The organism is Pseudonocardia sp. OZ21 (assembly GCF_059359135.1).
Genome location: NZ_JCADBN010000007.1, coordinates 161,737 through 186,677, shown reverse-complemented (window position 1 = coordinate 186,677; position 24,941 = coordinate 161,737). Strand labels below are relative to the sequence as shown.

General features: G+C 72.7%; 20 protein-coding genes. 7 read left to right on the top strand and 13 right to left on the bottom strand.

The features are described from left to right. A complete protein-coding gene (locus AC5L35_RS18490) occupies positions 1–972 on the top strand; it encodes a ketopantoate reductase family protein (protein ID WP_495060891.1) in 972 nt (323 codons plus the stop codon). On the opposite strand, the gene AC5L35_RS18485 is transcribed toward AC5L35_RS18490, so the two are convergent. After that, entirely contained in the window at positions 959–1,828 is an 870-nt protein-coding gene (locus AC5L35_RS18485; RefSeq protein WP_495060890.1) for an NAD(P)-dependent oxidoreductase, read from the bottom strand. The two genes, AC5L35_RS18490 and AC5L35_RS18485, sit on opposite strands and share 14 nt — an antisense overlap. A gap of 29 nt (positions 1,829–1,857) precedes the next feature. After that, the gene (locus tag AC5L35_RS18480; protein WP_495060889.1) at positions 1,858–2,736 is read right to left on the bottom strand and encodes an NAD(P)-dependent oxidoreductase; all 879 of its coding nucleotides are present in this window, start codon (positions 2,734–2,736) and stop codon (positions 1,858–1,860) included. 94 nt (positions 2,737–2,830) lie between these two features. Between AC5L35_RS18480 and AC5L35_RS18475 the strand changes: the two genes are divergently transcribed. Both AC5L35_RS18475 and AC5L35_RS18470 read left to right on the top strand, forming a co-directional pair. Beyond that, a complete protein-coding gene (locus AC5L35_RS18475; RefSeq protein ID WP_495060888.1) occupies positions 2,831–6,166 on the top strand; it encodes an AfsR/SARP family transcriptional regulator in 3,336 nt (1,111 codons plus the stop codon). Positions 6,167–6,587: 421 nt separating this feature from the next. Then, a complete protein-coding gene (locus tag AC5L35_RS18470; protein ID WP_495060887.1) occupies positions 6,588–8,033 on the top strand; it encodes a hypothetical protein in 1,446 nt (481 codons plus the stop codon). Between the two features lies 1 nt (position 8,034). Here the strand turns inward: AC5L35_RS18470 and AC5L35_RS18465 are convergent, their stop codons facing one another. The 4 genes from AC5L35_RS18465 to AC5L35_RS18450 are packed head-to-tail and all read right to left on the bottom strand — an operon-like array spanning position 8,035 to position 12,946. Then, on the bottom strand, positions 8,035–8,322 hold the full coding sequence (locus AC5L35_RS18465; RefSeq protein WP_495060886.1) for a nitroreductase/quinone reductase family protein: 288 nt from the start codon (positions 8,320–8,322) through the stop codon (positions 8,035–8,037). A gap of 37 nt (positions 8,323–8,359) precedes the next feature. Further along, the gene (locus AC5L35_RS18460; protein ID WP_495060885.1) at positions 8,360–9,907 is read right to left on the bottom strand and encodes a GMC family oxidoreductase; all 1,548 of its coding nucleotides are present in this window, start codon (positions 9,905–9,907) and stop codon (positions 8,360–8,362) included. After that, entirely contained in the window at positions 9,904–11,454 is a 1,551-nt protein-coding gene (locus tag AC5L35_RS18455) for an APC family permease (protein ID WP_495060884.1), read from the bottom strand. The genes AC5L35_RS18460 and AC5L35_RS18455 overlap by 4 nt, the downstream gene beginning before the upstream one ends. 25 nt (positions 11,455–11,479) lie before the next feature. Next, positions 11,480–12,946, bottom strand: coding sequence for an aldehyde dehydrogenase family protein (locus tag AC5L35_RS18450; RefSeq protein WP_495060883.1), 1,467 nt, complete (start codon positions 12,944–12,946; stop codon positions 11,480–11,482). A gap of 68 nt (positions 12,947–13,014) precedes the next feature. Between AC5L35_RS18450 and AC5L35_RS18445 the strand changes: the two genes are divergently transcribed. Further along, positions 13,015–13,794, top strand: coding sequence for an IclR family transcriptional regulator (locus AC5L35_RS18445; RefSeq protein ID WP_495060882.1), 780 nt, complete (start codon positions 13,015–13,017; stop codon positions 13,792–13,794). Between the two features lie 50 nt (positions 13,795–13,844). On the opposite strand, the gene AC5L35_RS18440 is transcribed toward AC5L35_RS18445, so the two are convergent. Next, the gene (locus tag AC5L35_RS18440; protein WP_495060881.1) at positions 13,845–14,702 is read right to left on the bottom strand and encodes an endonuclease domain-containing protein; all 858 of its coding nucleotides are present in this window, start codon (positions 14,700–14,702) and stop codon (positions 13,845–13,847) included. 183 nt (positions 14,703–14,885) lie between these two features. Between AC5L35_RS18440 and AC5L35_RS18435 the strand changes: the two genes are divergently transcribed. Further along, complete coding sequence (locus AC5L35_RS18435; protein ID WP_495060880.1) at positions 14,886–15,932, top strand: esterase-like activity of phytase family protein; 1,047 nt, start codon at positions 14,886–14,888, stop codon at positions 15,930–15,932. Here AC5L35_RS18435 and AC5L35_RS18430 read toward each other — a convergent pair. Beyond that, a complete protein-coding gene (locus tag AC5L35_RS18430) occupies positions 15,889–16,698 on the bottom strand; it encodes a DUF6597 domain-containing transcriptional factor (protein WP_495060879.1) in 810 nt (269 codons plus the stop codon). The two genes, AC5L35_RS18435 and AC5L35_RS18430, sit on opposite strands and share 44 nt — an antisense overlap. A 58-nt stretch (positions 16,699–16,756) precedes the next feature. Here AC5L35_RS18430 and AC5L35_RS18425 point away from each other — a divergent pair, with 58 nt between their 5' ends. Then, positions 16,757–17,344: a TIGR03086 family metal-binding protein gene (locus tag AC5L35_RS18425; protein WP_495060878.1), complete on the top strand. Its 588-nt coding sequence runs from the start codon at positions 16,757–16,759 to the stop codon at positions 17,342–17,344. Positions 17,345–17,387: 43 nt separating this feature from the next. Here the strand turns inward: AC5L35_RS18425 and AC5L35_RS18420 are convergent, their stop codons facing one another. The 5 genes from AC5L35_RS18420 to AC5L35_RS18400 all read right to left on the bottom strand — a co-directional run bounded on the left by AC5L35_RS18420 (position 17,388) and on the right by AC5L35_RS18400 (position 23,717). Continuing rightward, positions 17,388–18,515 (bottom strand): aromatic ring-hydroxylating oxygenase subunit alpha, encoded by a 1,128-nt coding sequence (locus tag AC5L35_RS18420; RefSeq protein ID WP_495060877.1) that lies wholly within the window; start codon positions 18,513–18,515, stop codon positions 17,388–17,390. After that, the gene (gene solA / locus AC5L35_RS18415) at positions 18,512–19,642 is read right to left on the bottom strand and encodes an N-methyl-L-tryptophan oxidase (RefSeq protein WP_495060876.1); all 1,131 of its coding nucleotides are present in this window, start codon (positions 19,640–19,642) and stop codon (positions 18,512–18,514) included. The genes AC5L35_RS18420 and solA overlap by 4 nt, the downstream gene beginning before the upstream one ends. Then, entirely contained in the window at positions 19,639–22,050 is a 2,412-nt protein-coding gene (locus tag AC5L35_RS18410; RefSeq protein ID WP_495060875.1) for a GcvT family protein, read from the bottom strand. Before AC5L35_RS18410 ends, solA begins: the two co-directional genes overlap by 4 nt. Further along, positions 22,047–22,376: a bifunctional 3-phenylpropionate/cinnamic acid dioxygenase ferredoxin subunit gene (locus tag AC5L35_RS18405; RefSeq protein WP_495060874.1), complete on the bottom strand. Its 330-nt coding sequence runs from the start codon at positions 22,374–22,376 to the stop codon at positions 22,047–22,049. The genes AC5L35_RS18410 and AC5L35_RS18405 overlap by 4 nt, the downstream gene beginning before the upstream one ends. Before the next feature lie 135 nt (positions 22,377–22,511). After that, the gene (locus AC5L35_RS18400; RefSeq protein ID WP_495060873.1) at positions 22,512–23,717 is read right to left on the bottom strand and encodes an MFS transporter; all 1,206 of its coding nucleotides are present in this window, start codon (positions 23,715–23,717) and stop codon (positions 22,512–22,514) included. A 95-nt stretch (positions 23,718–23,812) separates the two neighbouring features. Between AC5L35_RS18400 and AC5L35_RS18395 the strand changes: the two genes are divergently transcribed. After that, positions 23,813–24,865 (top strand): LacI family DNA-binding transcriptional regulator, encoded by a 1,053-nt coding sequence (locus AC5L35_RS18395; RefSeq protein WP_495060872.1) that lies wholly within the window; start codon positions 23,813–23,815, stop codon positions 24,863–24,865. The last annotated feature ends 76 nt before the right edge of the window (positions 24,866–24,941 follow it).

The following is a 24,941-nucleotide window of genomic DNA, read 5'->3' as shown; positions in this document are numbered from 1 at the left end:
GTGCCGCGTCCGGTCCGCCCTGACGCCGGCGACGGCGGCGAGGAGGACCTGGTGCACGGCACCACCCATCGCGTCGCGATCCTCGGAGCCGGAGCCGTCGGGGGCATGCTGGGCGCGCTCCTGGCCAAGACCGGCCACGAGGTCACCATGCTGGCCACCGACCGCACCAGCACCGCGATCAACACCAACGGGCTGAGCCTGCGCAGCGGCCGGTACGGCGACATCGACGTGCGGGTCCCGGCGCGGCCTTGGCTCACGGCGCCGGTCGACCTCGTCTTCCTCACGGTCAAGGCCCCGGCCCTGCTCGATGCACTGACGAGAGTGCCGCCCTCGCTGGTGTCCGGAGCCGCCGTGGTCCCGCTGCTCAACGGCACCGACCACGTGCCGCTGCTGCGCGCCGTCCTCCCCGGCGCCGCAGTGGTGCCCATGACCGTGGGAGTGGAGGCCACCCGCATCCGCCCGGGCGTCATCGAGCACCTCTCGCCGTTCGCCGACTACGCGGTCACCGCCGGTGGCCACGACGGCGGGATCGACCCCGGATCCGTGCTGCGGGAGGCAGGTCTCGACGTGGATGACTCGGCGCCCGACGAGGCCACCCTGCTGTGGCGAAAGCTCTCCTTCCTCTGCCCCCACGCACTGATCACCACGAGCACGCGCAGCCCGCTCGGACCGGCCCGGGAGGGCCGGCCCGACGTGCTCCACGGGCTGGTCACCGAGACCGCGGCCGCCGCGGCGGCCGACGGCGCCCGGATCGACCCGGCCGCGGTGGAGCAGCGGCTCGCCTCCCTGCCGGGGACCATGCAGTCCTCGATGCTCAAGGACGCGCTGGCCGGAGCCGTCCTGGAGCTCGACGCCATCGCCGGTCCGGTGCTGCGCTCCGCCCCCGACGGTGCGCCGGTCACCCGCAGCGTCGTCGCCGAGATCGTCGGCTCCGGCGCGGGCGCCCCGAACCGGACCGCTACGCCTTCCTGATCACCTCGTACAGGCTCGGCCAGCCGTCCTTGCCGTGGCCTGCCGCGATGGCGTGGTCGTACAGCTCCTTGACCGCCACCGGCAGGCCGGCCTCGATACCGGTACTCCGCGCGGTGCCCACGATGTGGTCCGCCGACGCGCCCATCATCGTGACGTTCGCCTGGTCGCCGGGGTACCGGCCGGCGTCGATCTCCCGGGCGGCATCGGCCAGGTACATGGACAGCGAGTTCGCGTTGTCCACCGCGTAGGGCAGGAACTCCGTCGCGGACACACCGGCCGAGCCCACCAGCGCGGTCGCGTACAGGTATGCCGCCAGCGACGTGAGGAACAGCGACAGCTGGGCCTGGTAGTACAGCTGCGCCAGGCCTGGGTCCTCACCACGGTGGTCGGGCCGTCCGATTACCCGCAGCGTCGGCTCGTGGGCGTCGAACGTCGCCCGCGGGCCGCTGTAGAAGACGTAGGCCGCCTCGGTGCCCACCAGCTCCTCCGGCGCCATGATCCCGCCCGTGAGCAGCTCCGCTCCGCGCTCGGCCAGCCACGCCGCGGCGTCCCGCGTCCGATCCGGGGTGTCGGAGCTCAGGTTGACGACCACCCGGCCGGACAGCTCGGCTTCCGCCTGCCCCAGCACGTCGTACATCGCCGCGTAGTCGGTGAGGCTCAGGAGAACCAGCCGGTTCGCGGCCACCGCCTGCGCCACCGTGGCCGCCCGTACCGCACCGGCGTCCACGAGGGCGTCCGCCCGGCCGGGCGTGCGGTTCCACACGGTGGTGCGGTGCCCGGCTGCCAGGAACCTGCGCACCATCGCCTGGCCCATCGGGCCCAGGCCGATCACCGTCACCGGCTCGATCTCACCCATCAGTCCCCCTGTCGTTCGATTCGTTCCGGTCATCGCTGCCCCACCAGCAGCTCGATCACGCTCGTGATGTCCTCGTGGCCGTGCCCCGCGGCGACCCGGCGGTCCATGAGCCCGGCCAGCGGCAGGAGCAGCTCCGTGCCGACCCCCTGGGCCTCGGCGATCTCGACGAGGTGGACGTAGCTGCCGGCCTGCATGGCGAGAGTGGCGTCCACACCGGTCGCGTAGTCGCCCGTGTCGATCTGCTCCGCCGAGCCGGTGACGAAGTCGCTCATGCTGCCCAGCCACTCGCGGAGCAGGGGGGCGAACTCCGTCGCCGAGCCGCCGGCCGAGCGGACCAGCGCGAAAGCCTGCAGGGCACCCCCGAACATCCCGTACATCCCGCTGAGCAGGGCAAGGTCCTGCAGGGACGCCGCGCCGGGGTCATCGCCGACGAAGTGGCTCCCGCCGAGGGCGTCCAGGGTCGCGCGGTGGGCGTCGAACACACCACGCGGTCCGCTGTAGAGCACGAACGCCCCGGGCTTTCCGATCATCGGCGGGACCGCCATGATCCCGCCGTCCAGATGCTCGGCTCCCCACTTCCGGGCCCAGGCGTCCAGCTCCCGGGCCTGCGCCGGGGTGCCCGTGGTGAGGTTGACCAGGACCCGGCCGGTGAGCGCGTCGCCCACCGGGTCGAGGACCTCGTGCACCGAACGGTGGTCCTGCAGGCACACCACCACCAGCCGGTTCGCCGCGACGGCCGCCGCGGCCGTCCTGGTGGTGGCGGCGCCCGCGGCGACGAGCGCCGCCGCCTTCTCCGGTGTGCGGTTCCACACCGTGACCGGTCGCCCGCCGGCGAGGAACGCCCGGGCCAGCGCACTGCCCATGGCGCCGAGGCCGAGCACCGTCACTCCCTTGTCGTCGTCGTTCATGGCGTCAGCCTGGCGAGGGCCGCGCACGGTTCGCTGGTGGTTCCCGCACGGCGCGTGGCCCCTTTTCGTCGGTGCCGCCGGTTACGGTCGGTTCGTGCGCTTCGGAGTGCTCGGCCCGCTGGCCGTGTGGACGTCGGAAGGCCGTCCCGTGCGCATCCCCGAGCGGAAGGTCCGTGCGCTCCTGGCCGATCTGCTCGTCCACGACGGGCGGCCGGTCTCCACCGAACGCCTGCTCCACGACCTGTGGGGTGAGCAGCTGCCGGGCCACCCGGGCAACACGCTGCAGACGAAGGTGTCGCAGCTGCGCAAGGCGTTGGAGGACGCCGAGCCCGGCGGCCGCGAGCTCGTCGTCCATCAGCCGCCGGGCTACCGGCTGCTGAGCGAGGCCTGCTCCGTCGATGCCCAGCAGTTCCGCGCGCTCACCGCCCGTGCCGGGGCGAGCGCCGAGCCGCGGGCGCGTGCCGCCCAGCTGTCCGAGGCGCTGGCCCTCTTCCGCGGGCCCGTGCTGGCCGACGTCGCCCACGAGCCGTTCGCCGTTCCGGCCATCCGCGCGCTGGAGGAGGAGCGGCTGGTCGCGGTGGAGGAGCGGGCCGAAGCGCTGCTCGCCATGGCCGGGCCCGTCGACGGCGCGCTGCTCGGCGAGCTGGAGGAGCTGGTCGCCCGGCATCCGTTGCGGGAGCGGCTGCGCGCCGTGCACATGCGCGCGCTCCACCGCGCGGGGCGCCCCACCGAGGCGCTCACGAGTTTCGCCGGGCTGCGACGACGGCTGGTCGACGAGCTCGGGCTCGAACCCGGGCCCGAGCTCTCTGCCCTGCAGCAGGCGGTCCTGGCGCAGGATCCGGCGCTGGCCGGTCCTCCCGAGCCGGCACGTGCCCCCACCAACCTCCCCGCCCGGATCACCGAACTGGTCGGCAGGGGCGCCGCGGTGGCGGAGGTGCACGCGCTGCTCGCCCACGCCCGGCTGGTCACGCTCACGGGGCCGGGCGGCGTCGGCAAGACGAGCCTCGCGGTGGAGACGGCGCGCCGGCAGGCCGATGCGGCCGGCGGCGCATGGCTGGTCGAGCTCGCCGGCATCGACCGTCAGGTCGGCGCGGAGGCGCACTGCCCCGTGGAGGAGCGGCTGGTGGAGGTGGTGGCGGCGGCGGTCGGCGTGCGCGACGCCCCGGGCGCTGCGGCCACGGGTGCCGCAGCCCTGGTCGACCGGCTCGCCGAGGCGTTGCGCGCTCAGGAGGCACTGCTCGTACTGGACAACTGCGAACAGGTCGTCGAGCAGGCCGCCGCACTGGCTCAACGCCTGCTCCACCTCGCGCCCGGTCTCCGCATCCTCACCACCAGCCGTGAGCCGCTCGGCGTCACCGGCGAGGCGCTGTGGAACGTCCTGCCGCTGGAGCTGCCCGAGCGCGGCACGGACGGCCACCTCGCCTCGGTGCGGGAGGCCCCGGCCGTCCAGCTGTTCGTCGCTCGCGCCGCCGAGGTCGCGCCCGGGTTCACCCTCGACCACACCACGGCACCCGCCGTCGCCGCCATCTGCCGGCAGCTCGACGGGATCCCGCTCGCCCTGGAGCTCGCCGCCACCCGGGTGCGGGCCCTCGGGGTGCACGAGCTGCTCCGCCGCCTCGACGACCGGTTCGGGCTGCTGTCCACCGGCGCCCGCGGCGCACCTGCCCGTCAGCAGACGCTCCGGTCGATGATCGACTGGAGCTGGGAGCTGCTCACCCCGCCGGAGCAGATCGTGCTGCGCCGCCTGGCGGTCCACGCGGAGAGCTGCGGGCTACCGGCTGCCGAGCACGTGTGCGCCGACGACGCCGTACCGGCGGGCCACGTCCTCTCCCTGCTCACCCGGCTCGTCGACCGCTCGCTCGTCGTCGCCCAGCCGGGTCCTGCGGGCGAGCCCCGGTTCCGGCTGCTGGAGACCGTCGCCGCCTACTGCCTCGAACGCGTCGCCGAGGCGGATGAGGCGGAGTCCCTGCGCCTGCGGCACACCCACCACTACCTCGAGCTCGCCGAGCATGCCGAACCGCTGCTGCGCGGCCCCGAGCAGGCGACGTGGCTCGAGCGGCTCGACACGGAGTCGGCCAACCTGCGCGCCGCGTTCGAGCACGCATGCCGGCAGCCCGACGGCGCGGAGCCCGCGTTGCGCCTGGTCTCGGCGCTCTCGTGGTACTGGCTGCTGCGGGGCAGGGTCGGGGAGGCTCGCCGGTCGCTGCGCCGGGCGCTCGCGGCGCCGGGAGCCGCATCTGCCGACCTGCGGGCCGTCGTCATGGCGTGGGAGCTCGGAATGGGTGTGCTCGACGGGGAGCGGGCGGTGGATTCCGCTCTCGACCCGGTGCTCGACCTGCCCGACCTGCCCGATCCGGCGCCCCGCGCGAGGGCGCAGTGGTTCGTCGGCTACGCGCTCACCACCGTCGGCCACGTGCGGGGCGAGCAGTTCACGGAGTCCGCGCTCACGGCATTCCGCGCGCTCGACCACCGCTGGGGCGTCGCCGCCGCGCTCGTCGACCGCATGAGCCAGGCCATGGCGAGGGGCGACCTTGTAGGCGCCGGGCACGCCGCCGACCGCGCCGCGGATCTGTTCGGCGAGGTCGGCGACCGCTGGGGACAGGTGCAGGCGTCCTTCGCCGTCGGCACCCTCGCCTCCATCGCGGGCGACTACGAACGGGCCGCCCACCAGCACCGCGGCGGGCTGCGGATGGCCGAGAAGCTGGGCCTGTGGGCCGAGGTCTCCTACCAGCTGTCGTGGCTCGGGCGGATCGCCCTCCTCACCGGGCGGCTCGCGGAGGGCAGGCAGCTGCACGAGCAGGCGGTGCGGATGGCCGTCGAGCACGGCTTCACCCCGGGTCGGATCTACGCCGAGACGGGTCTCGCTCTGGGCGCGCGCCGGGCAGGCGACCTCGATGCCGCCGAGGAGCACCTCCACACCCTCCTCGGGTGGCACAGCAGGGTCGCCCCCGCCCAGGGCGCCGACCCGGGCAACGCCCTTCTCCTCGCCGAGCTCGGCTTCGTGGCCGAACTGCGCGGCGATGTGGCCACAGCCACGCGGCTGCAGCTCGAGGGCTTCGCCGCCGCGCGTCGCCTCGACGACCCCCGGGCGGTCGCCCTGGCCATGGAAGGTCTGGCCGGCGCTCTCGCCCTCGCCGGCGAACACGCGCGGGCGGCCCGGCTGCTCGGTGCGGCCGCCGCGGCGCGGGAAGCGGTCGGGGCGCCCCTCCCCGAGGCCGAACGCGACGACGTCAACCGGATCACGGCCACGGCGAGCCGGCAGTTGGGCCACGAGGCCTTCGCCAGGGAGTTCGAGCGGGGAGCCGCCGCACAGCCGGACGAGCTCGTGCAGGACACCACCCCCCACCCCACCACCTCCCCCTCCCCACCCGCGAGCCGCCCGATCCCCGCCCGCGAGTCGCCCCACAACCGCGCCCGCGCCACCCAGTAACCGCTGCGAGACCCACCGATCCGCCCTCCCGAGGGCCAACAGCCAGACCTCGGATCGATCACCCATGAGATCCGCCGCGCGCCCCTACTCCGCGAGTCGCCCGATCCGTGCCCGCGAGTCGCCCACTTCTGGCGCCCGAGTCGCCCAGCAACGCTGCGAGATTCACCGATCCGCCCTCCCCAGGGCCGACACCCGGATCTCAGAATGATCATCTCGCCGGATCACGGCGTTGCTCGCGGCGGCGGGGTGGCGGCCCCGGGGATTCGCCCGTTCGCGCGTCGTTTCAGCATGATCGGGGGCGCACAGTCAGCTACCGTCCGACACGGTGGGGGGATGCGCTGAACGCTCCGGGCGGTACCGCGATCGGACGCGCCGTCCTGCGCCGGACGGCGGCTCGTCCCGGCACCGTTGGGTGGCCGTCGTGGCCGTCCTCGTGGCCTTCCTGCTGATCGGCGCCTGCACCGCGCCCGCGCCGCCCGCACCGCCCGTTCCGCTCGCCCCGCAGGTCACGGCGCCGGTCGCGGCCACCACCGTTCTCCCCACCGACGATCCCGCCGCGCTCGCTGTGGCCACCAGCGCCGCGCTCTACGCGACCGCACCGGTGGTGGTGCTCACCGCGGCGGGTGACGAGGCCGGGCAGGCGCCCGCGGTCGCGGAGCGGATCGGGGCGCCGCTGTTGTTGACCCCCGCCGACGGGGACGCGGCCGGGGTGCGCGCCGAGCTGTCCCGGCTCGGTGCGCGGACCCTGCTGGCCGTCGGCGACGGGGCCGCCGACTGGGCGTCGGCCACCGACGGCTCCACAGAGATCGTCACCGACGAGGCGGCGCTGCCGGCGGTCACCGCACCGCCGCGGCGGCCGTCGGTGCTGGTGCTGGCCCAGGACTCCCCTGCTCAGGCCGCCGCGACCGCCACTGCACGCGCCTCCGGTGCCGAGGTGGTCGTCGTGCCCGGCGCCGACCCCCGCATCGCGTCCGAACCGCCGCGGCGTCCCGAGCGTGTGCTCGCCCTCGGTACCGCGTTCGGTACGGCCGAGGTGCTCAACCGGCGGCTCGCCGTCGCCGCCACCGGGGTGCAGCTTCCCGGGGGCGGCCAGGTGCTGTTTCCCGGACGGCGCATGGTCGCCCTCTACGGCCATCCCGGAGCGCCGGCGCTCGGTGTGCTCGGCGAGCAGGGCGTCGAGGAGTCGGTGACGCGTGCGCAGGCCCTCGCGGCCGAGTACCAGCCGCTGGTGGGCGAACCGGTCGTGCCGGCGTTCGAGATGATCACCACTGTCGCCGACTCCGGGCCGGGCCCGGACGGCGACTACTCCGCAGAGTCGTCGGTGGAGGAACTCCGCCCGTGGGTGGACGCTGCACGCGGAGCCGGTGTCTACGTCGTGCTCGACCTGCAGCCGGGTCGCAGCGACTTCCTCAGCCAGGCCCGGCGCTACGAGGAGTTGCTCGCGCAGCCGCACGTGGGGCTGGCGCTGGACCCCGAGTGGCGGCTCGCCCCGCAGCAGCACCACCGCACCCAGATCGGTTCGGTCGGCGTCGACGAGGTCAACTCCGTGATCACCTGGCTCGCCGACCTCACCCGCGACCGCGTGCTCCCGCAGAAGCTGCTCATGGTGCACCAGTTCCGGCTCAGCATGATCAGCGGACGGGAGAAGCTCGACACCTCGCGCGACGAACTGGGCGTCATCCTGCACGCCGACGGATTCGGCACTCCCGACCTGAAGCTCCAGACGTGGGCCACGCTGCACGAGGCCGAGCCGTCCGGAATTCACTGGGGCTGGAAGAACTTCTACGACGAGGACCGCCCGATGTTCACTCCTGCCCAGACAATGGCGGTCGGGCCCGAAGCACCGGTCTTCGTCTCCTTTCAGTAGCTCACCGGCGCGGGGCCGGGGTGAGGATCACCACCGGAATGGTCCGGCTCGTCTTCTCCTGGCACTCCCCGAACCGGGGCAGGGTGGCCGCCTGCCGGGCGAACAGCTCGCTGCGCTCCGGCTCCTCCGCCACCGTCGCGACGGCGGGAAGCGTCTCGTCACCGACCTCCACCTGCACGGACGAGCTCGCGACCACGTTATGGAACCAGTCAGGGTGCCGCGGTGCGCCCCGGTCGCTCGCGAAGACGACGAACCGGTCGCCGTCGGCCCAGTTCGGCTGTTCTGACATGCGCTCCACCGCATCATCGCCACCACCGGACGTCACATCATCGCCGGAGCAGTTCGCTCGCTTTCTCCCCGATCATCATGCATGTGATGTTGGGGTTGATCGCCGGCAGGAACGGCAGGATCGACGCGTCCGCCACTCGCAGCCCGTCCACCCCGCGCACCCGCAACTGCGGGTCCACCACGGCCATCGGGTCGCCGGCCGGCCCCATCTTCGCGGTGCACGCCGGGTGGTAGACGGTGTTGTGCGTCTTGGTGACGTAGTCCATCAGCTCGTCGTCGGTGACCACGTCCGGTCCGGGCGCCAGCTCGCGCGCCACCCACCCCTCGAGCGGCTGCTGTTCGCCGATACGGCGAGCGAGCTTCAACCCGGCGAGCATCACGGCCATGTCGTGGCCCTCGGGGTCGGTGAAGTAGCGCGGGTCGACCTTGGGCCGGTCCCGGAAGTCGCGCGTGCGCAGCCGCACGGTGCCCCGCGACCGGCCCCGCGTGACGTTCGGGGTGAGGCAGAACCCGTTGTCGGTGGTCGGGTAGCCCCAACGCACGGTGTTCAGGTCGAACGGCACCGAGCCGTAGTGCATCATCAGGTCCGGCCGGTCGAGGCCGGGCTCGGTACGTGTGAACAGCCCGATCTCCCACCACTGGGTGGACCGGGTGACCATCGGCTTGGCCGCCTCCCACATCACGAGGCCCTCGACGTGGTCGTCCAGATTGGACCCGACGCCCGGCGCGTCCACCAGCACGTCGATGCCGAACTCGCGCAGGTGCTCGGCCGGTCCGATCCCGGAGAGCATCAGCAGCTTCGGCGTGTCGATCGACCCGGCCGACAGCACCACCTCCCGGCGCGCCGTGACCGCGCGCCGGCCGGGGCCGATGTCCTGCTGGTACTCGACGCCGGTGGCGCGGTTGCCCTCGAACAGCACCCGTGACGCCCAGGCGCCCGTGCGGATCTCCAGGTTCGGGCGCGAGCCCATGATCGGGTGCAGGTACGCCCGCGACGATGACGCGCGCGTGCCGTCGGGCTCCCGGTTGATCTGGAAGAACCCGGCGCCCTCACAGACCGTGGAGCCGTCGTTGAACCGCACGGTCGGCAGCCCGACGGCCGCGGCCGCCTCCAGCACCGCCACGCCGCACGGGTCGTCCGGCTCGACCTGCATGATCGTGACGGGTCCCGAGCGGCCGTGCCCCGACCAGGGCCCGTCGTTGGTCTCGAGGCGCTCGATCAGCGGCCAGCACTCGTCGGCGCTCCAGCCATCGCAGCCCATCGACGCCCATTCGTCGAGGTCCTCGCGCGGCGTCCAGAACGCGATGCACGAGTTGTGCGACGAGCACCCGCCGAGCACCTTCCCCCGCGCGTGGCGCAGGAAGCTGTTGCCGTGCTCCTGCGGCTCGACGAGGTAGTCCCAGTCGTAGCCGGAGTCGAGCAGCGCCATCCAGTCGGTGAGCTTGAGGATCACCGGGTCGTCCACATCGGACGGACCCGCTTCGAGCAGGCACACCGTCACGTCCGGGTCCTCGGACAGCCGGGCGGCGAGAGCGCAGCCCGACGAGCCGCCGCCGACGATCACGTAGTCGAACACGTCGCTCACGCCTGGCTCCCCTCCGGGAACTGGTCGGCGCGCCGGGGCGCCGGGTCGACGTCTAGCTGCTTCGCGAGGTGCTCGGGGAGGGTGCCGGCCTGGTGCCGGCCGCGCAGCAGGAACCAGCCCAGCCCGATGACGACCACCGCGCCGATGAAGATGAACGCGGTCCAGGCCAGCACGCCCTCGCCGTAGACCTCCGGGCGGGGCCAGGCGAGGTTGAGGGCCATCAGCCCGCCCCACAGCACGGCGATGATGTTGACCGGCAGGCCCCAGCGTCCGAGCGAGAAGTAGCCGTCCCTCCCTGCCGACGGCCCCGGCCACTCGCCGCGGAACCGCTTGACCAGCATCGGCGCCGTCACCAGCAGGTACGCGATGTAGATCATGATGATCGCGACGCTGGTGACCGCCGTGAAGATCTCCCGGGAGCCGATGTTGACCACGAGGATCAGCACCGCGGCCACGCCGATCAGCACCGCCGGGACGAGGGGGGTCTTGCGTTTGGGGTCGAGGTGGGCGAGCCGCACGGCGCCCGGGAGCGCGTTGTCACGGGCCATCGCGAACATGAGCCGGATCGCCGCGGTGTGCACGGCGAGCGCGCAGACCGTGATCGCGATGATCACCGCGAAGAGCAGGACGGTGCCGGTGGGACCACCGAGCACGGCCAGGACGATGTACTGCAGGCCGTTCTCCGCGATCGCCGGGTCGGAGAGGTCAGGAGCGGCGAGGATGGCGAAGAGCAGGATCAGCCCGCCGATGATGAACGACGCGATCACGGCACGCAGGATCGCCGAGGGCGCCGTGCGTCGCGGGTCGACGGTCTCCTCACCGAGCGAGCTGGCGGTGTCGAAGCCGTACATGACGTAGGCGCTGGCGAGCGTGGCGATGAGGAACGGCCCGAAGTAGCCGAGGTTCGTTCCCGCGCCGAGGCCCTGGGTGTCGAGCAGCACCGTGGGCGGGTTGATGATGTTGATCGCGAGCAGCACCACCAGGATCACGGCGGCGATGAGCTCGATGAAGACCCCGACGCTGTTGATCCGGGACATCAGCTTCACGCCGATGGCGTTGACGATCGTCGTGAAGGCGACGAGGACGATGCCCCAGAGCACGCCGGAGACCGCGAAGTCGGTGTCTCCCGACCCGTCCCCGATGAGCTGGAAGCCGCTCCAGATCTGCGGCAGCGTGGTCTGGTAGCCGAGTGCGACCGCGGCGATCGTGACCACCGAGGCCATGAACATCATCCAGCCCGCGAGCCAGGACGTCGTGGGGCCGGCGAGGCGCTTCGACCAGTTGTAGACCGAGCCGGCCACGGGGTACCGCGCGGCCAGCTCCGCGAAGCACAGCGCCACCATGACCTGGCCGAAGAACACCAGCGGCCACGACCACCAGTAGGCGGGGCCGCCGAAGGCGTAACCGAAGTAGAAGAGCTGGAACGTGCCCGTCAGGATCGAGATGTAGCTGATACCAGCAGCGAAGCTGGCGAACTTTCCGATGCTGCGGTCGAGCGACTGGCTGTAGCCGAATTCGGCGAGCCCGTCGTCCTGGGGAGCGCTCACCGCGGACCTCCTGCTGAATGGGGGATTAATGCGTGAACCACCGCACCGGCTTGGGCGCGGTGTTGTGCCAGATGTGCTTGTGTTCCTGGTACTCGGCCAGCCCCGTCGGGCCGAGTTCCCGTCCGTTCCCCGAACGCTTGAAACCGCCCCACTCCGCACCGGGGATGTACGGGTGGTAGTCGTTGATCCACACCGTGCCGTGCCGCAGGGCTCGCGCCACCCGCTCGGCGCGGCCGATGTCGGCCGTCCACACCGCACCCGCGAGGCCGTACTCGGTGTCGTTGCCGAGCGCGATGGCCTCCTCCTCGTCCGCGAACCGCTCCACGGTGAGGATCGGGCCGAAGGTCTCCTCGCGGACCACGCGCATCCGGCGGTGCACGTCGGCGAACACGGTGGGCCGGTAGAAGTAGCCCTTCTGCAGTTCGGGCTCCTCCGGCCGGCGCCCGCCCGTCACCAGCCGGGCGCCCTCGGCCTGTGCCGACGCCACGTAGTCCTCGATCTTGGCGCGGTGGGCCGCCGACACCAGCGGACCGACCTCACTGCCCTCGTCCAGGCCGTTGCCCAGCCGGATCAGCTCGGCGCGCCGTCCGACCTCGGCCACCAGGTCGTCGTGCATCTCGTCCTGCACGATCAGCCGGGCGCCCCCCGAGCAGACCTGTCCGGAGTGGAGGAACACCGCAGTGAGCGCGTAGTCGACCGCGGTCTCGAAGTCGGTGTCGGCGAAGACGATGTTGGGGTTCTTGCCGCCGAGCTCGACGGCCACCCGCTTCACCGTGGCCGCGGACGCCCGGATGATCGCCTGACCGGTGGTGAGGCCGCCGGTGAAGCTGACCATGTCGACGGCCGGATGCTCCGTGAGGGGAGCGCCGACGCTGCGGCCGTCACCGAGCAGGATGTTGACCACGCCCGCCGGCACGCCCGCCTCCTCGAGCAGCCGCACCAGCAGCACGCTCGTCAGTGGCGTCACCTCGCTCGGCTTGATCACCATCGTGTTGCCTGCCGCGATCGCGGGCGCGACCTTCCACGACAGCTGCAGCAGCGGGTAGTTCCACGGGGTGATGAGCACGCACACGCCGATGGGCTCGGGCACGACCCGGCTCAGGACGTGCGCCTGCCCGGTGTCGACGATGCGGCCCGCGTCCTTGCCTGCGAGGTCGGCGTAGTAGCGGAAGACCGCCGTGACGTCGTCGACGTCGATGCGGCTCTCCACGAGCGTCTTGCCGGTGTCGAGCGTCTCGGTGCGGGCGATCTCCTCCTTGTCCCGCGCGAGCAGGTCGGCAACGCGCCGCAGCAGCGCCCCGCGCTCGACCGCCGGGACACGGCGCCACGGCCCCGTGTCGAACGCGGCCCGGGCCGCGAGCACCGCCCGATCGACGTCGTCAGGGCCGGCTTGATCGACCGTTTCGAGCACGCTCGCGTCGAACGGGTTGATCACCTCGGCGGTTCCGCCGGATCCCGTGATCCATGATCCATCAACTAGCTGGCTGGGCACGCGTAGATCGTCCTCAGAACGATCCGGACGTCAAGCGCGGACGTCAGATAGATGCATATAGTTTCGTTATGGGCAACACAGGGGGTCGGGACGGCGGAGTTCAGTCGGTGGATCGGGCGATCAGCGTGCTGGAGATCCTGGCCCGGCGGGGCGAGGCGGGGGTCAGCGAACTGGCCGCGGAGATCGACGTCCACAAGTCCACCGCCTTCCGGCTCCTCGGCGCTCTGGAGGGTCGCGGCCTCGTCGAACAGGCCGGTGATCGCGGCAAGTACCGGCTCGGGTTCGGCCTGATCCCGCTGGCCGGAGCGGTCGCCGACCGCCTGGAGGTCACGCGCCAGGGCCGCGCCGTGTACGAGCAGTTGGCCGCCGATCTGGGCGAGACCATCAACGTGGCCGTCCGGCAGGAGCACTGGGCCGTCAACATCGACCAGGCCATGGGCTCGTCCACCGTCGCCACCCACAACTGGATCGGGCGCCTCACGCCGCTGCATTGCACCTCGAGCGGGAAGGTGCTGCTCGCCCATCTCGACACCGACCGGCGGGCCGCGCTGCTCGCCGCGTCCGGGATGCCGGCGCTCACCCCGAGCACGGTCACCTCCGCTGAAGCCCTCGATGCCGAACTCGACCGGGTGCGCGAGGCCGGCGTCGCGGTGGTCGTCGAGGAGTACGAGGTCGGGCTGAACGCCGCGGCCGCCCCCGTCTTCGACCGTTCCGGCGAGCTGATCGCGGCGCTGAGCGTGAGCGGACCGGCCTACCGGATGGACGACGACCGCCTGTCGGAGATGACGACCCCGCTCTGCCTGGCTGCGGCCGAGATGAGCAGGAGGATGGGCTGGTTCGGGCGGTGAGATGGACACCAGCGCTGCCGGGCCGGGGTCCGACAGCGCTGGTGTCCATCTCAGGCCCCGAGCGCGCGGCCGATCTTCGCCGCGATCTCGTCCGGTTCGCCGTACACCTCGTACTTCGCGAAGCGGTACATCCGCCAGCCCTGATCCACCAGCGCCGTGTACCGGCCCACGTCCCGCAGCACGCGCTCGGGGCTCCCGTGGTCAGCGCCTTCGTACTCGATGCCGATCCGCTGCTCCGGGTAAGCCATGTCCAGCCAGACCGCCCGGCGCGCGCGGTCGTCGAGCACCGGGTACTGCACCTCGGGTACGGGCAACCCACGCAGCACGAGCACCAGGCGCAACCGTGTCTCCATCGGCGAGCCTGCGCGGGCGTCCGACAGCGAGACGGCGCGCGGGAGGCCGGAGCGGCCACGAGCCCGCGGATACCGGGCGGCGAGCCGCAGGATCTGCTCGGGAGCGAAACGGCCACGGTTGGCCAAGGCATCGACGGCAACGACAGCCTCCACCGGCTCCTGCCACCTGGCCAGGTCGTAGGCCGTCCGCACGGGCGTGGTGACCAGTACCCCGTTGCACCGCTGCACCTCGTCGCGGGCCAGCCGGTCGCGGTGCAGCACCAGGCCGGGGTGCGACCGGGTTCCGCCGCCGGGCACCGTCAGTTCCGCGGGTGCACCCTGCGGTCCGCAGGAGGCGCCGAGCAGCGCGGCCGCCGAGTACCCCGACACCACTGCCCGACCTCCGCCGAGCAGGTAGGCGGCCCGGGAACGCAGCACCGGGTCCGGAGGCTCCGCCCGGGCCGGGGTGTAGATGTCGGGGAAGAGGCGGACGTATCTCGGGCCGCGCAGCTGAGCCTTGGTCACCATCCCGGCTCGCACCGCGGCGGACCCCCGGAACACATCGGGCAGCGCCACGCCAGGAGCATCGCGGAGCCCTCGAAGTCCCGAGGCGTTTCGCGGATTTCCCAGCGTGAGATGGACACCAGCGTTGTCTCTTCTGCGTCGAACAACGCTGATGTCCATCTCGCGAACTTCCCGTTCCGCGGTGTGGATCACAACGGCGCGTCACCCAGGGTGACGGTCCTCTAGCGTGGCCGCGTGATCACGCGCGCTGCACTCAGCCTCACCGCCGCACTGGCGGCGGTCGCCATCGGCACCGTCGCCGCACCGGCCGCGCCGGCGAGCGCGGCCACCCCGGACACCGGTAACGCCTGCTCGCCGTCGGTGGACATCAACTCGTTCTCCGACGAGCTCGACAAGACCACCTTCGACAACACGATCGTCGGCAACCTCTCGGCGCTCGCGGTCGATCGGGACGGCAGCATCGACGCGCTCTCGGACCGGTCGGCGCTCTTCACACTCGACCCGCGCACGAAGAAGCCCACGCACGTGGTGCCCCTTGCGGACGAGAACGGGAAGCCGCTCGACTCCGAGGGCATCGCGATCGAGCCCGACGACACCCGGCTCATCACGTCCGAGGTCGAGCCGTCGATCCGCCACTACACGCGGGACGGCAAGCTCCTGGGCCGGCTCCCCGTGCCCGACGCCCTGCGGGTGGCACCGGCCGGGCGCGCCACGACGAACTCGACCTTCGAGGGGCTGACCCTGCAGCCCGGCGATCGCACCCTGATCGCCTCGATGGAGGGCCCGCTCAGCGGCGACGATCCCGACCTCCACCGCTTCCAGACCTGGACCCGCCCGAACCCGAAGGCGGACTTCACCCTCGGCGCCCAGTACGCCTATCGCGGCGACCCCGGTCTCGGCATCTCCGACATCGCCGCGACCGGGGACGGCCGGCTGCTCGTGCTGGAGCGGGGCTTCACCGATGGCGTCGGCAACACGGTCCGCCTCTACGTCGCCGACCCGCGTGGCGCGACGGACGTCAGCACGGTGCAGGACCTCACCCCGCAGACGAAGGCCCACCTCATCGGCAAGACCCTGCTCGCCGACATCGGGAAGTGCCCGACGCTCGGCGCGACCGCCAAGCAGCCCCAGACCAACCCGCTGCTGGACAACATCGAGGGGATCGCCGTCACCCGGCACGAGGGCGGCCGCCTGAAGCTGCTGCTGGTCAGTGACGACAACGAGAACCCCGTCCAGATCACCCGCCTGTACTCGCTGACGGCGACCCTCCCGAAGCACTAGCGGGATAGCGGCGGGCGTACTGCGTGAGCGGCTCCCCGAAGACGTCGGCGAAGTCGCGGCTGAGGTGGGCCTGGTCGGCGTAGCCCAGGTCCGCGGCGAGGGCCGCCCAATCGACCCGGGCGCCCGCCGCCATCCGTCCGGTCACCTCGTGGAGTCGGTAGCGGCGGATCACCCACTTGGGCCCGACCCCCACGTACTCCGCGAACAGCCGCTGGAGCCCGCGCACGCTCGTGCCCGTGACACCGGCGAGCTGGTCGACTCTGGTGATGTCCCGGTCCGCGGCGACGAGCGCCACCACGGCGGCCGCCTCCTGACCGACCGGGTCCGGCTCCGGCAGCACCTGCAGCAACCAGCGCTCGAGCCCGGCGACGTCCACCGGCTCGGGAGGCGCCCACCGCCGGAGCCCAGGGACCTCGGCGCCCGGCACCATCCGGCCGGTCAGCGCCGACACGGGGCCGTCGAGCAGCGGCCGGAAGGCACCGGGGCGGAACTGCGCACCCACCACGGTGCCGGTTCCGGCCAGTTCCTTGACGACATGCCGGCTCGCCACCCCCGCCACCTCGGGCCTGCCACCGGGCCGCACCGTGACGTGTACGTGCGGGTACGGCACCACCTTCTGCCGATACGGGGTGGCGTAGCTCCACTCCACGACCCAGAAGTGCTCGACGAACGGCGCGAGGCCGGGCGCGGGCTCGGTGAACGTGTGCCGCTGGTGGCGGCTCCACGCGCCGTCGAGCTCGCGCGGGTCACAGTCCGCGACGGGCATGCCCCCAGTGTCGCGTTCCTTCAAGACTGTGCAGCGGCCCGGCCCTAGCGTCCCGCTCATGGGCATCGCACTCCTCCCCGCGGACGCACTCGTCCGGGCCGCCGCCGGGTACACCGAGATCGTCCGGACGGCAGCGGCCACCCCGCTGGACACGCCGACCCCCTGCGCCGGCTGGGATCTCGGCGCCCTCGTCCGACACCTGCTGCACTGGTCGCCGTTCCTCGCGGCGGCGGGCCGCCGGGCAGTGCCGGTACCGATCGCCGCCAGGGAGCAGGACATCGACCTCACCGGTTGGTCCCCGGCGCTGGAGACCGCCTGCGTCGACGTGGCCGCGGCCTGGTCCGATCCAGCGGCGTGGGAAGGGACGACCTCGATGGGCGCACCCGACCCCATGCCGGCCGGGATGATCGGCGGCATGGTGCTCGGCGAGCTCGTGGTGCACGGCTGGGACCTCGCCCGCAGCGCGGGCACCCGGCCCGACTGGCCCGCCGAGGTAGTGGGCGCGGCGCACGACGCGGCGGTCGGCATGGCCGAGCAGGGGCGGGAGATGGGGCTGTTCGGTCCGGAGGTGCCGCTGCCCGCAACTGCCCCGCTCCTGGACCGGACCGTCGCACTGACCGGACGCAACCCGGCGTGGACTCCCTGAACGACAGCGGTGCGGGCAGCGCAGATCCTGCAACCAGCCGGGCTCACGCCAGCTGATCGACCACCCAGGTGTGGAACCGTCCGATGTGGTGCTCGCTGGGAACGAGCACGCCGCCCTCCCGGTAGGCGCGGCTGCTCATTCCCGGCTGGGTGCGCTCGCACGCGTCGAAGTCCTGGGCGTTGACGCGGTGGAAGAGTTCGACCGACGGGCCGAGGTCGCGGCCCGCCGCCACCACGTCGGGGGCGAAGAGCCAGTCGCACTCCACCACCGTGCGGTCGGGGGCGAGTGGGGTCATGCGGTGCACGATCACGTGGTCGGGCACCAGGTTGACGAAGACCTGCGGCTTGATCGTGATCGCGTAGTAGCGCCGGTCCTGGTCGGCGGTGACGCCCGGGAGCCGCTCGGCGCCCGGGCTCCCGTCGACCGTGAAGCCGTTGATCTGCGCCCCGAACTCCGCGCCGTGCCCCACGTAGTACTGCGCCGCGTAGCCGTCGGCGAACTCGGGCAGCACCTCGGTGAGCTCGGGGTGGATCGTCGCGCAGTGGTAGCACTCCATGAAGTTCTCGACGATCAGCTTCCAGTTCGCTGCCACGTCGTAGGTGATGCGGCGGCCCAGCGCGAGCCGCTCGACGGCGTAGCTGTCGATCGCCGTGACGTCCCCGAGGCGCGTCACGACCTCGCCGAGCACGTCCGTCTCGAACGAGGGCGGCTCCGGGGCGAGGCAGATCCACACGTAGCCCAGCCACTCCCGCAGGTGGACGGCCAGCAGCCCGTACTCGTCCCGGCCGACGTCGGGCATCGAGGTCAGGTTGGGTGCGACGACGAGCTTCCCGGCGAGGTCGTAGGTCCACGCGTGGTACGGGCACTGCAGGTTGCGTCGCAGCTGCCCGGTCTCCTCCGTGCACAGCCGGGCGCCGCGGTGGCGGCACACGTTGAGGAACGCGCGCACCGCGCCGTCGCGTCCGCGGACGAGCACCACGCTCTCCCGGCCCACGGTCACGGTGCGGAAAGCGCCGGGCGCGGCGAGGTCGGCGGCGAGCGCGACACACGTCCAGCGCCGTTCGAAGATCTTCTCCTGCTCCGCGGCGAACACGGCCGGATCGGTGTAGGCCGAGCCCGGGAGTGTGCGGAGCAGGGACGGTCGGTCCAGGTTGGTCTGCACGGCGGTCATGCGAACCTCCTCGGGTCGAAAAGGGAGATCGGGTGCGCCGTTGCCCCGGTGGTGGCCAGGTCGGCGATGATCTCCCCGACGACCGGCACGAACTTGAACCCGTGCCCCGAGAACCCGCAGGCCACTGTGACCTTGGCGTGCTCGGGGTGGGTGGCGATCACGAAGTGCTCGTCGGGGGTGGTGGTGTACATGCACGGCACCGTCTTCACGACCGGCCCCGCCAGCCCGGGGAGGGTGTCGGCGACGCGGGTGCGCATCTCCTCGACCTCGGCGTCGGTGACCACGCGGTCGAGCGCGTCCGGGTCGGCGTCGCGGCCACGGCGGAAGTACGCGACCTTCACCCCGCCGCCTGGACCGTCCATGGCGGGGAAGCCGTAGATCTGCGCTCCCCCGGCCTGTTCCGCCACGTACACGGGGTTGCCCGCGAACGGTTCGACGCCGGCGGGCGGGTCGAACCAGTACTGCACCTGACGTTCCACGCGCAGCGGGAGCCCGAGCCCGGCGAGCAGGCTGGGCGCCCACGCTCCCGGCGAGATCACCAGCCGTTCCGCCGTGTGCTCGCCCTGGGCGGTGCGGACGCACACGCCGTCGCCCGTCGAGTCCCAGGACAGCACCTGCTGGCCGAACCGCAGGTCGGCCCCGTCGCGGGCGGCGAGCTCCAGGTGCGCGGCCACGGCCGCCTCCGGACGGACGAAGCCCGCACGCTCCTCGAACACGGCGAGCTCGTCGGCGGCCGGGTCGAACGTCGGGAAGCGGGCCCGCACGGCGTCGGGCTCAAGCACCTCGTGCGGCAGGTCCCACTCCTGGGCGGCTCGCAGGCTGCCGGAGAAGGTCGTGCTGTCCGGCGGTCCCAGGTAGAGGCCGCCCGTGAGGGTGAGCAGGTCGGCGTCGGCCTCCTTCTCGGCCTCCGCCCACAGCTCGTAGGCCCGCAGCAGCAACGGGACGTAGGCCGGGTCCTCGAAGTACGACTGCCGGATGATCCGCGAGCCCCCGTGGCTGGAGCCCTGGTCGTGGGCCGGGGTGAACCGCTCGAGCCCGAGCACCCGCACCCCCCGTGCCGCGAGGTGCCGGGCCGCGGCCGAACCCATCCCGCCCAGCCCGACCACGATCACGTCATGGGCGGTCATGCCCTGATCCGCTTCATCTCGGGGTCGAAGAGGGGCTCGGCGGCCACCACCGCCGCGAGTCGCTCGCCGAAGTACTCCACGTGCACCGGGGTGCCGGGCTCGGCGACGGCCGCAGGCAGCCACGCGTAGGCGATGCTCGCGTCGATCGTGTAGCCGTAGGCCGCGCTGGTGACGTACCCGGCGGGCTCACCGGCGTGCCACACCGGCTCCTTGCCCATGACGACGTCGGCCGGGTCGTCGAGCAGCAGCGGGACGAGCCGCCGGGCAGGCGTCTCCCGTCCGGCGATCGCCGCGCTCCCCACGTAGGAGCCGGGGCGCACCGCGAAGCCCAGCCCGGCTTCGTACGGATCGTGTTCGGTGGTCATGTCGGTGCCTGCGCTGCGGTAGCCCTTCTCCAGCCGCAGCGAGTTGAAGGCGCTGCGGCCCGCGGCGATCACACCGTGGCGCTGCCCGGCGTCCCACAGCACGTCCCACAGCCGCAGTCCCAGCTCGGCGCTCGTGTACAGCTCCCAGCCCAGCTCACCGACGTACGACAGCCGCATGGCCGTGACGGGCACGCCGCCGGCATGGATCCGGCGGGCCCGGAAGTAGCCGAACCCGGCGTGGGACACGTCGTCGCGGGTGACCGAGGCCAGCACGTCCCGGGCGCGCGGTCCCCAGAGCCCGATGCAGCAGGTGGCGCCGGTGATGTCGCGGATGACGACGTCGTCGGCCGCCTCGCGCGTGAGCCGGTCGAGGTCCAGGTTGCCGTTGGCGCCGATCTGGAACCGCTGCTCGCCCAGCCGCGCGACGGTGAGGTCGCTGCGCATGCCACCGGACGGTTCCAGCAGCAGGGTGTAGGTGACCGCGCCCGGCTTCTTGTCCAGGTTGTTGGTGGTGAGCCGCTGCAGCAGATCCAGCGCGCCGGGCCCGGTGACCTCCAGGCGCTTGAGCGGGGTCATGTCGTACATGGCGACCCGGTCGCGCGTGACGAGAGCTTCCGCCCCCGCGATGGGCGACCAGAACCGCGACGCCCACTCCCCACGCCCCGGGATCCGTCCGACCTCGGGCAGGTCGGCGTTGGCCTCGAACCAGTGCGGCCGCTCCCAGCCCGCGCCCTCCAGGAAGACGGCCCCGAGCTCCACCTGCCGGGCGTGGAACGGGCTCGTCCGCAGCGGCCGCGGCTGCGCCGGCGGCTCCAGCGGATGCAGGATGTCGTAGACCTCAACGAAGTTCTGCGCGCTGCGCGTCTCCACATACGACGGCGCGAGCTGCGCCTCCTCGAACCGGTTGAGGTCGCACTCGTGCACGTCGACGCCGGGTTCGCCGTCCACCAGCCAGCGCGCGAGCGCCTGCCCGACTCCGCAGGAGTGGGTCACCCAGACCGCCTCGGCCACCCAGAAACCGGCCAGCCCCGGATGCTCGCCGATGAGCGGCATCCCGTCGGGTGTGAAGGAGAAGATGCCGTTGAAACCGGTGTCGATCCCGGCGTCCCGCAGCGCCGGCAGCAGCTCGCGGGCATCGGCCCAGGACGGCGCGAAGTCCTCGGCGGTGAAGTCGAGCACGCTGGGCATGCCTGCGACCGGCAACGCGTCGAGGTCGACGGGCATCGGACGGTGCGCGTACGAGCCGATGCCGACGCGGTCGACATGCTCGCGGAAGTACAGGTCGCGGTCCTGGTGACGCAGGATCGGCGCGCTCGCCTCGGCGAGGTCGGTGTTGCGGCCGGCCAGCGCGGCCACCGGCGTGGTCGTCACGTACTGGTGGGCCATCGGCAGCAGCGGGATCGTCAGGTCGACCATGGCGCCGGTCTGCGGCCCCCAGAACCCGGTGGCCGACACGACGAGATCGGCCGGCACGTCGCCGTGGTCGGTGCGGACGCCGGTGACCCGGCCCCTCTCCGACAGCACGTCGAGCACCCGGTGGTTGCCGAGCACGCGGGCACCGCGGTCCGTGGCCCTGGCGAGCTGCGCGGCGACGGCCCGCGGCGCCTTGGCCAGCCCGTCGGTGGGTGTGTGGAACCCGCCCAGCACCCGGTCGGCGCCGAGCAGCGGGTGCAGGGCCGCGCACTCGTCCGGATCGACGAGCCGCGAGTCGATGCCCCAGCTCGTGGCCAACCCGTGACGGCGACGCAGGTCGGTGAGCCGCTCGGGCGTCGTCGCGACCTCCAGGCCGCCGACGGGGTTGAAGCACCACGGCCCGTCCAGCGCGGACAGCTTCTCGACCGTGTAGCGGGCGAAGCCGGCCATGGTCTTCGACGGGTTGGTCTGGAACACCAGACCCGGAGCGTGGGACGACGACCCGCCCGGGAGCGGCAGGACGCCCCGGTCGAGGACCGTCACGTCGGTCCAGCCGCGGGCGGTGAGCTCGTCGGCGACGGCCGCTCCCACCACCCCGGCCCCGATGACGACGACCCGGGGGCTGCTCACGACGCTGCTTCGAGGGCGCCGGCCCCGGATAGAACGACGTAGACGGCATCGGCCTCGACGACAACCCGGTGGGTGCGGACGGGCTCGCGGGCGAGCAGGCCGTCGGGCTCACCGGTGCGCAGGTCGAAGATCGCGGCGTGCAGCGGGCATTCGACCTCGCAACCTTCGAGCCATCCGTCGGCGAGCGAGGCGTCCTGATGGGTGCACGTATCGTCGATGGCGTAGAGCTCGCCGTCCGCGGTGTGGAACACCGAGACCGGCGGGCTGAGTGGGAGGCGGCGGGCGCCGCCGCGGGGAAGCTCGTCGAGCGCGCAGACGTGGATCATGCTGTTCTCCGGAGCGCTGTGCGGAACGTGGTGCACGACTCGCAACAGAGTTCGCTCCAGATCGGCCGCCGTCAAGACCCGGATCGACCCGGAAAAGCGACCGTAACCTGGGCTTCGAGGCAGCCCGGGCGCCGTTCAGCGGTCGACGGGCTCCGCGACCGGCAGCGGCTTGGCGGCACCCGTGACGAGCAGCCCCAGCACCAACGCCCCGAGCACGACCAACAGCCCGCGCAGGATGCCGATGTGCTCGCCGAGCAGTCCGATCAGCGGGGGCCCTGCCAGGAACGCCGTGTAGCCGATCGAGCTGACCACCGAGACGCGGGCCGCGGCCCGGGCCGGGTCGTCCGCCGCGGCGCTCATCCCGACGGGGAAGCCCAGCGACGCCCCGACCCCCCAGAGCAGGGCGCCGCAGAGCGCCACCGGCGTGGACCCGCCGAACACCACCAGCAACAGGCCGACGAGCGCGAATGCGGCGGTGGCGCGCAGCACGGCGACCCGCCCGAACCGTTCCAGCACCGGGACCCCCACCCAGCGCGCGACCGTCATCGCACTGACGAAGAACCCGAACGCAACGGCCCCGAGCGCCTCGCTCGCGCCGTAGCCCTTCACCAGGGCCAGCGCGATCCAGTCGTTGGCCGAGCCCTCCGTGAACGCGAAGCCGAGCACCAGCAGGCCGATCAGCAACGTTCGCGGCTCGCGCCACGCCGCGAGCACCCCGGAACCCGCGGCCTTCTCCTCCTCGGTGGACACCGGGACGGGCAGGAACCGGCGGGTCGCGACGGTGACCACGACGGGGATCAGCACGGCGACCACGATCAGCTGGACCTCGATCGGCACGCCCGTGGCGGCCGACGCGGCACCCACCCCGGCGCCGGCCACCGTGCCGAGGCTGAACGCCGCGTGCAACCGGGGCATGAGCGGACGACCGAGCCTGCGCTCGACGTCAGCGCCCTCGACGTTCATCGCGACGTCCCAGACCCCGACGCCCAGACCCGTGAGGACCAGCCCGATCGCCGCCGGCGGGACCGCCCCGGCGAACAGGCCGACGATCAGCAGGGCCAGCCCGGAGCTGACCGTCAGCGAACCCGCGAGCACGGCACGAGCCGGTCCGAGCTTGTGCACGATCGGCCCCGAGAGCGGGAGCCCGGTGACAGCACCCCCGGACACGCAGAGCAGCAGCAGCCCGAGCTGCCCCAGGGACAGGCCCAGCACCCCCTGGATGGACGGCGTGCGGGAGATGAACGAGGCGAACGCGAGGCCGTTCATGCCGAACGCGATGACGGCGGCCGTGCGGGCACGGAGGATCTCGGCGGCGGGCAGAACCCCGGTCGTCGTCAACATGCGCTCCTCGTCGAATCGATTCGATCGCCGTTGACGGTACGCGTCGACCCGGCGGGGCTCAACCCGTAATCCGGCGGCACCGCTACCGTTCGAGCGTGTCCACCCGCCCGACGCTCGCAGCCGTCGCGGCGCACGCCGGGGTCTCGCCCTCGACGGCGTCGCTGGCGTTCTCCGGCAGCCCGCGGGTCACGGCCGGCACGCGGGAACGGGTGCTGACGGCCGCGGCCGAGCTGGGCTACGCCGGACCCGACCCCCTCGCCGCCTCGCTGCGTCGCGGCCGTAGCGGGGTGATCGGCGCGTTCGTCGGAGAGCGGCTGCTCTACGCCTTCCGCGACCCCGTGGCCGTCCAGCTCCTCGACGGGATCACCGAGGTGCTCGGATCACACGGCGTCGGGCTCCTGCTCCTCGCGGGCGACACCGGGCGCCCCTCCACCGAACAGATCGGCCGCATCCCCCTCGACGCCGCGATCTTCGCCACCTGCGGCCTCGAGGACGACCCCGCGCTCGAACAGCTCCGCTCCCGCGGGGTGCCCATCGTCGTCATCGAGGGTCCGGTGGTGGACGGCGTCGTGCTCGTCGACATCGACGACCGACTCGGCACCCGTGACCTCGCCCAGCACCTGCACGACCTCGGCCACCGCCGGGTCGAGATACTCACGATGCCGTTGCGCCTCGACGGCCGCCGCGGCTTCGTCGACGCCGCCAGGCGCTCTCGCGCCCACTACCGCGACGTGCGCCACCGGCTGGAGGGCGTGGAGGACGTCTTCGGACCGGTGCCCGCGTTCGAGACCGCCAGCAACGCCGTCGCCGAGGGCGCCGCCGCCGGCCGGATCCTGCTCGACGTGCCGGCCCACCGCCGCCCCACCGCCGTGATCGCCCAGAGCGACGTCCTCGCCGCCGGTGTCCTGCAGGCCGCGGCCGCCCTCGGGCTGCGGGTGCCGGAGGACGTCAGCGTCGCGGGGTTCGACGGGGCGGACCTGTCCTGGCTGGGCGCCACGCGCCTCACCACGGTGGTGCAGCCGAGCGACGAGAAGGGCCGCGCCGCCGCCCAGGCCGCGATGGAGCTCGTCGCGGGCGGCCACCCCCCGGACCTGATGCTGCCCGTCACGCTGCGGATCGGCACCACGAGCGGTCCGCCGCCGTCCTGAGGACCGGCGGCGCTCGGCGCGGGAACGTGCCCGGGGTTACGTCGGCTCCGCGGAAAGGATCACGCAGACTGCCACC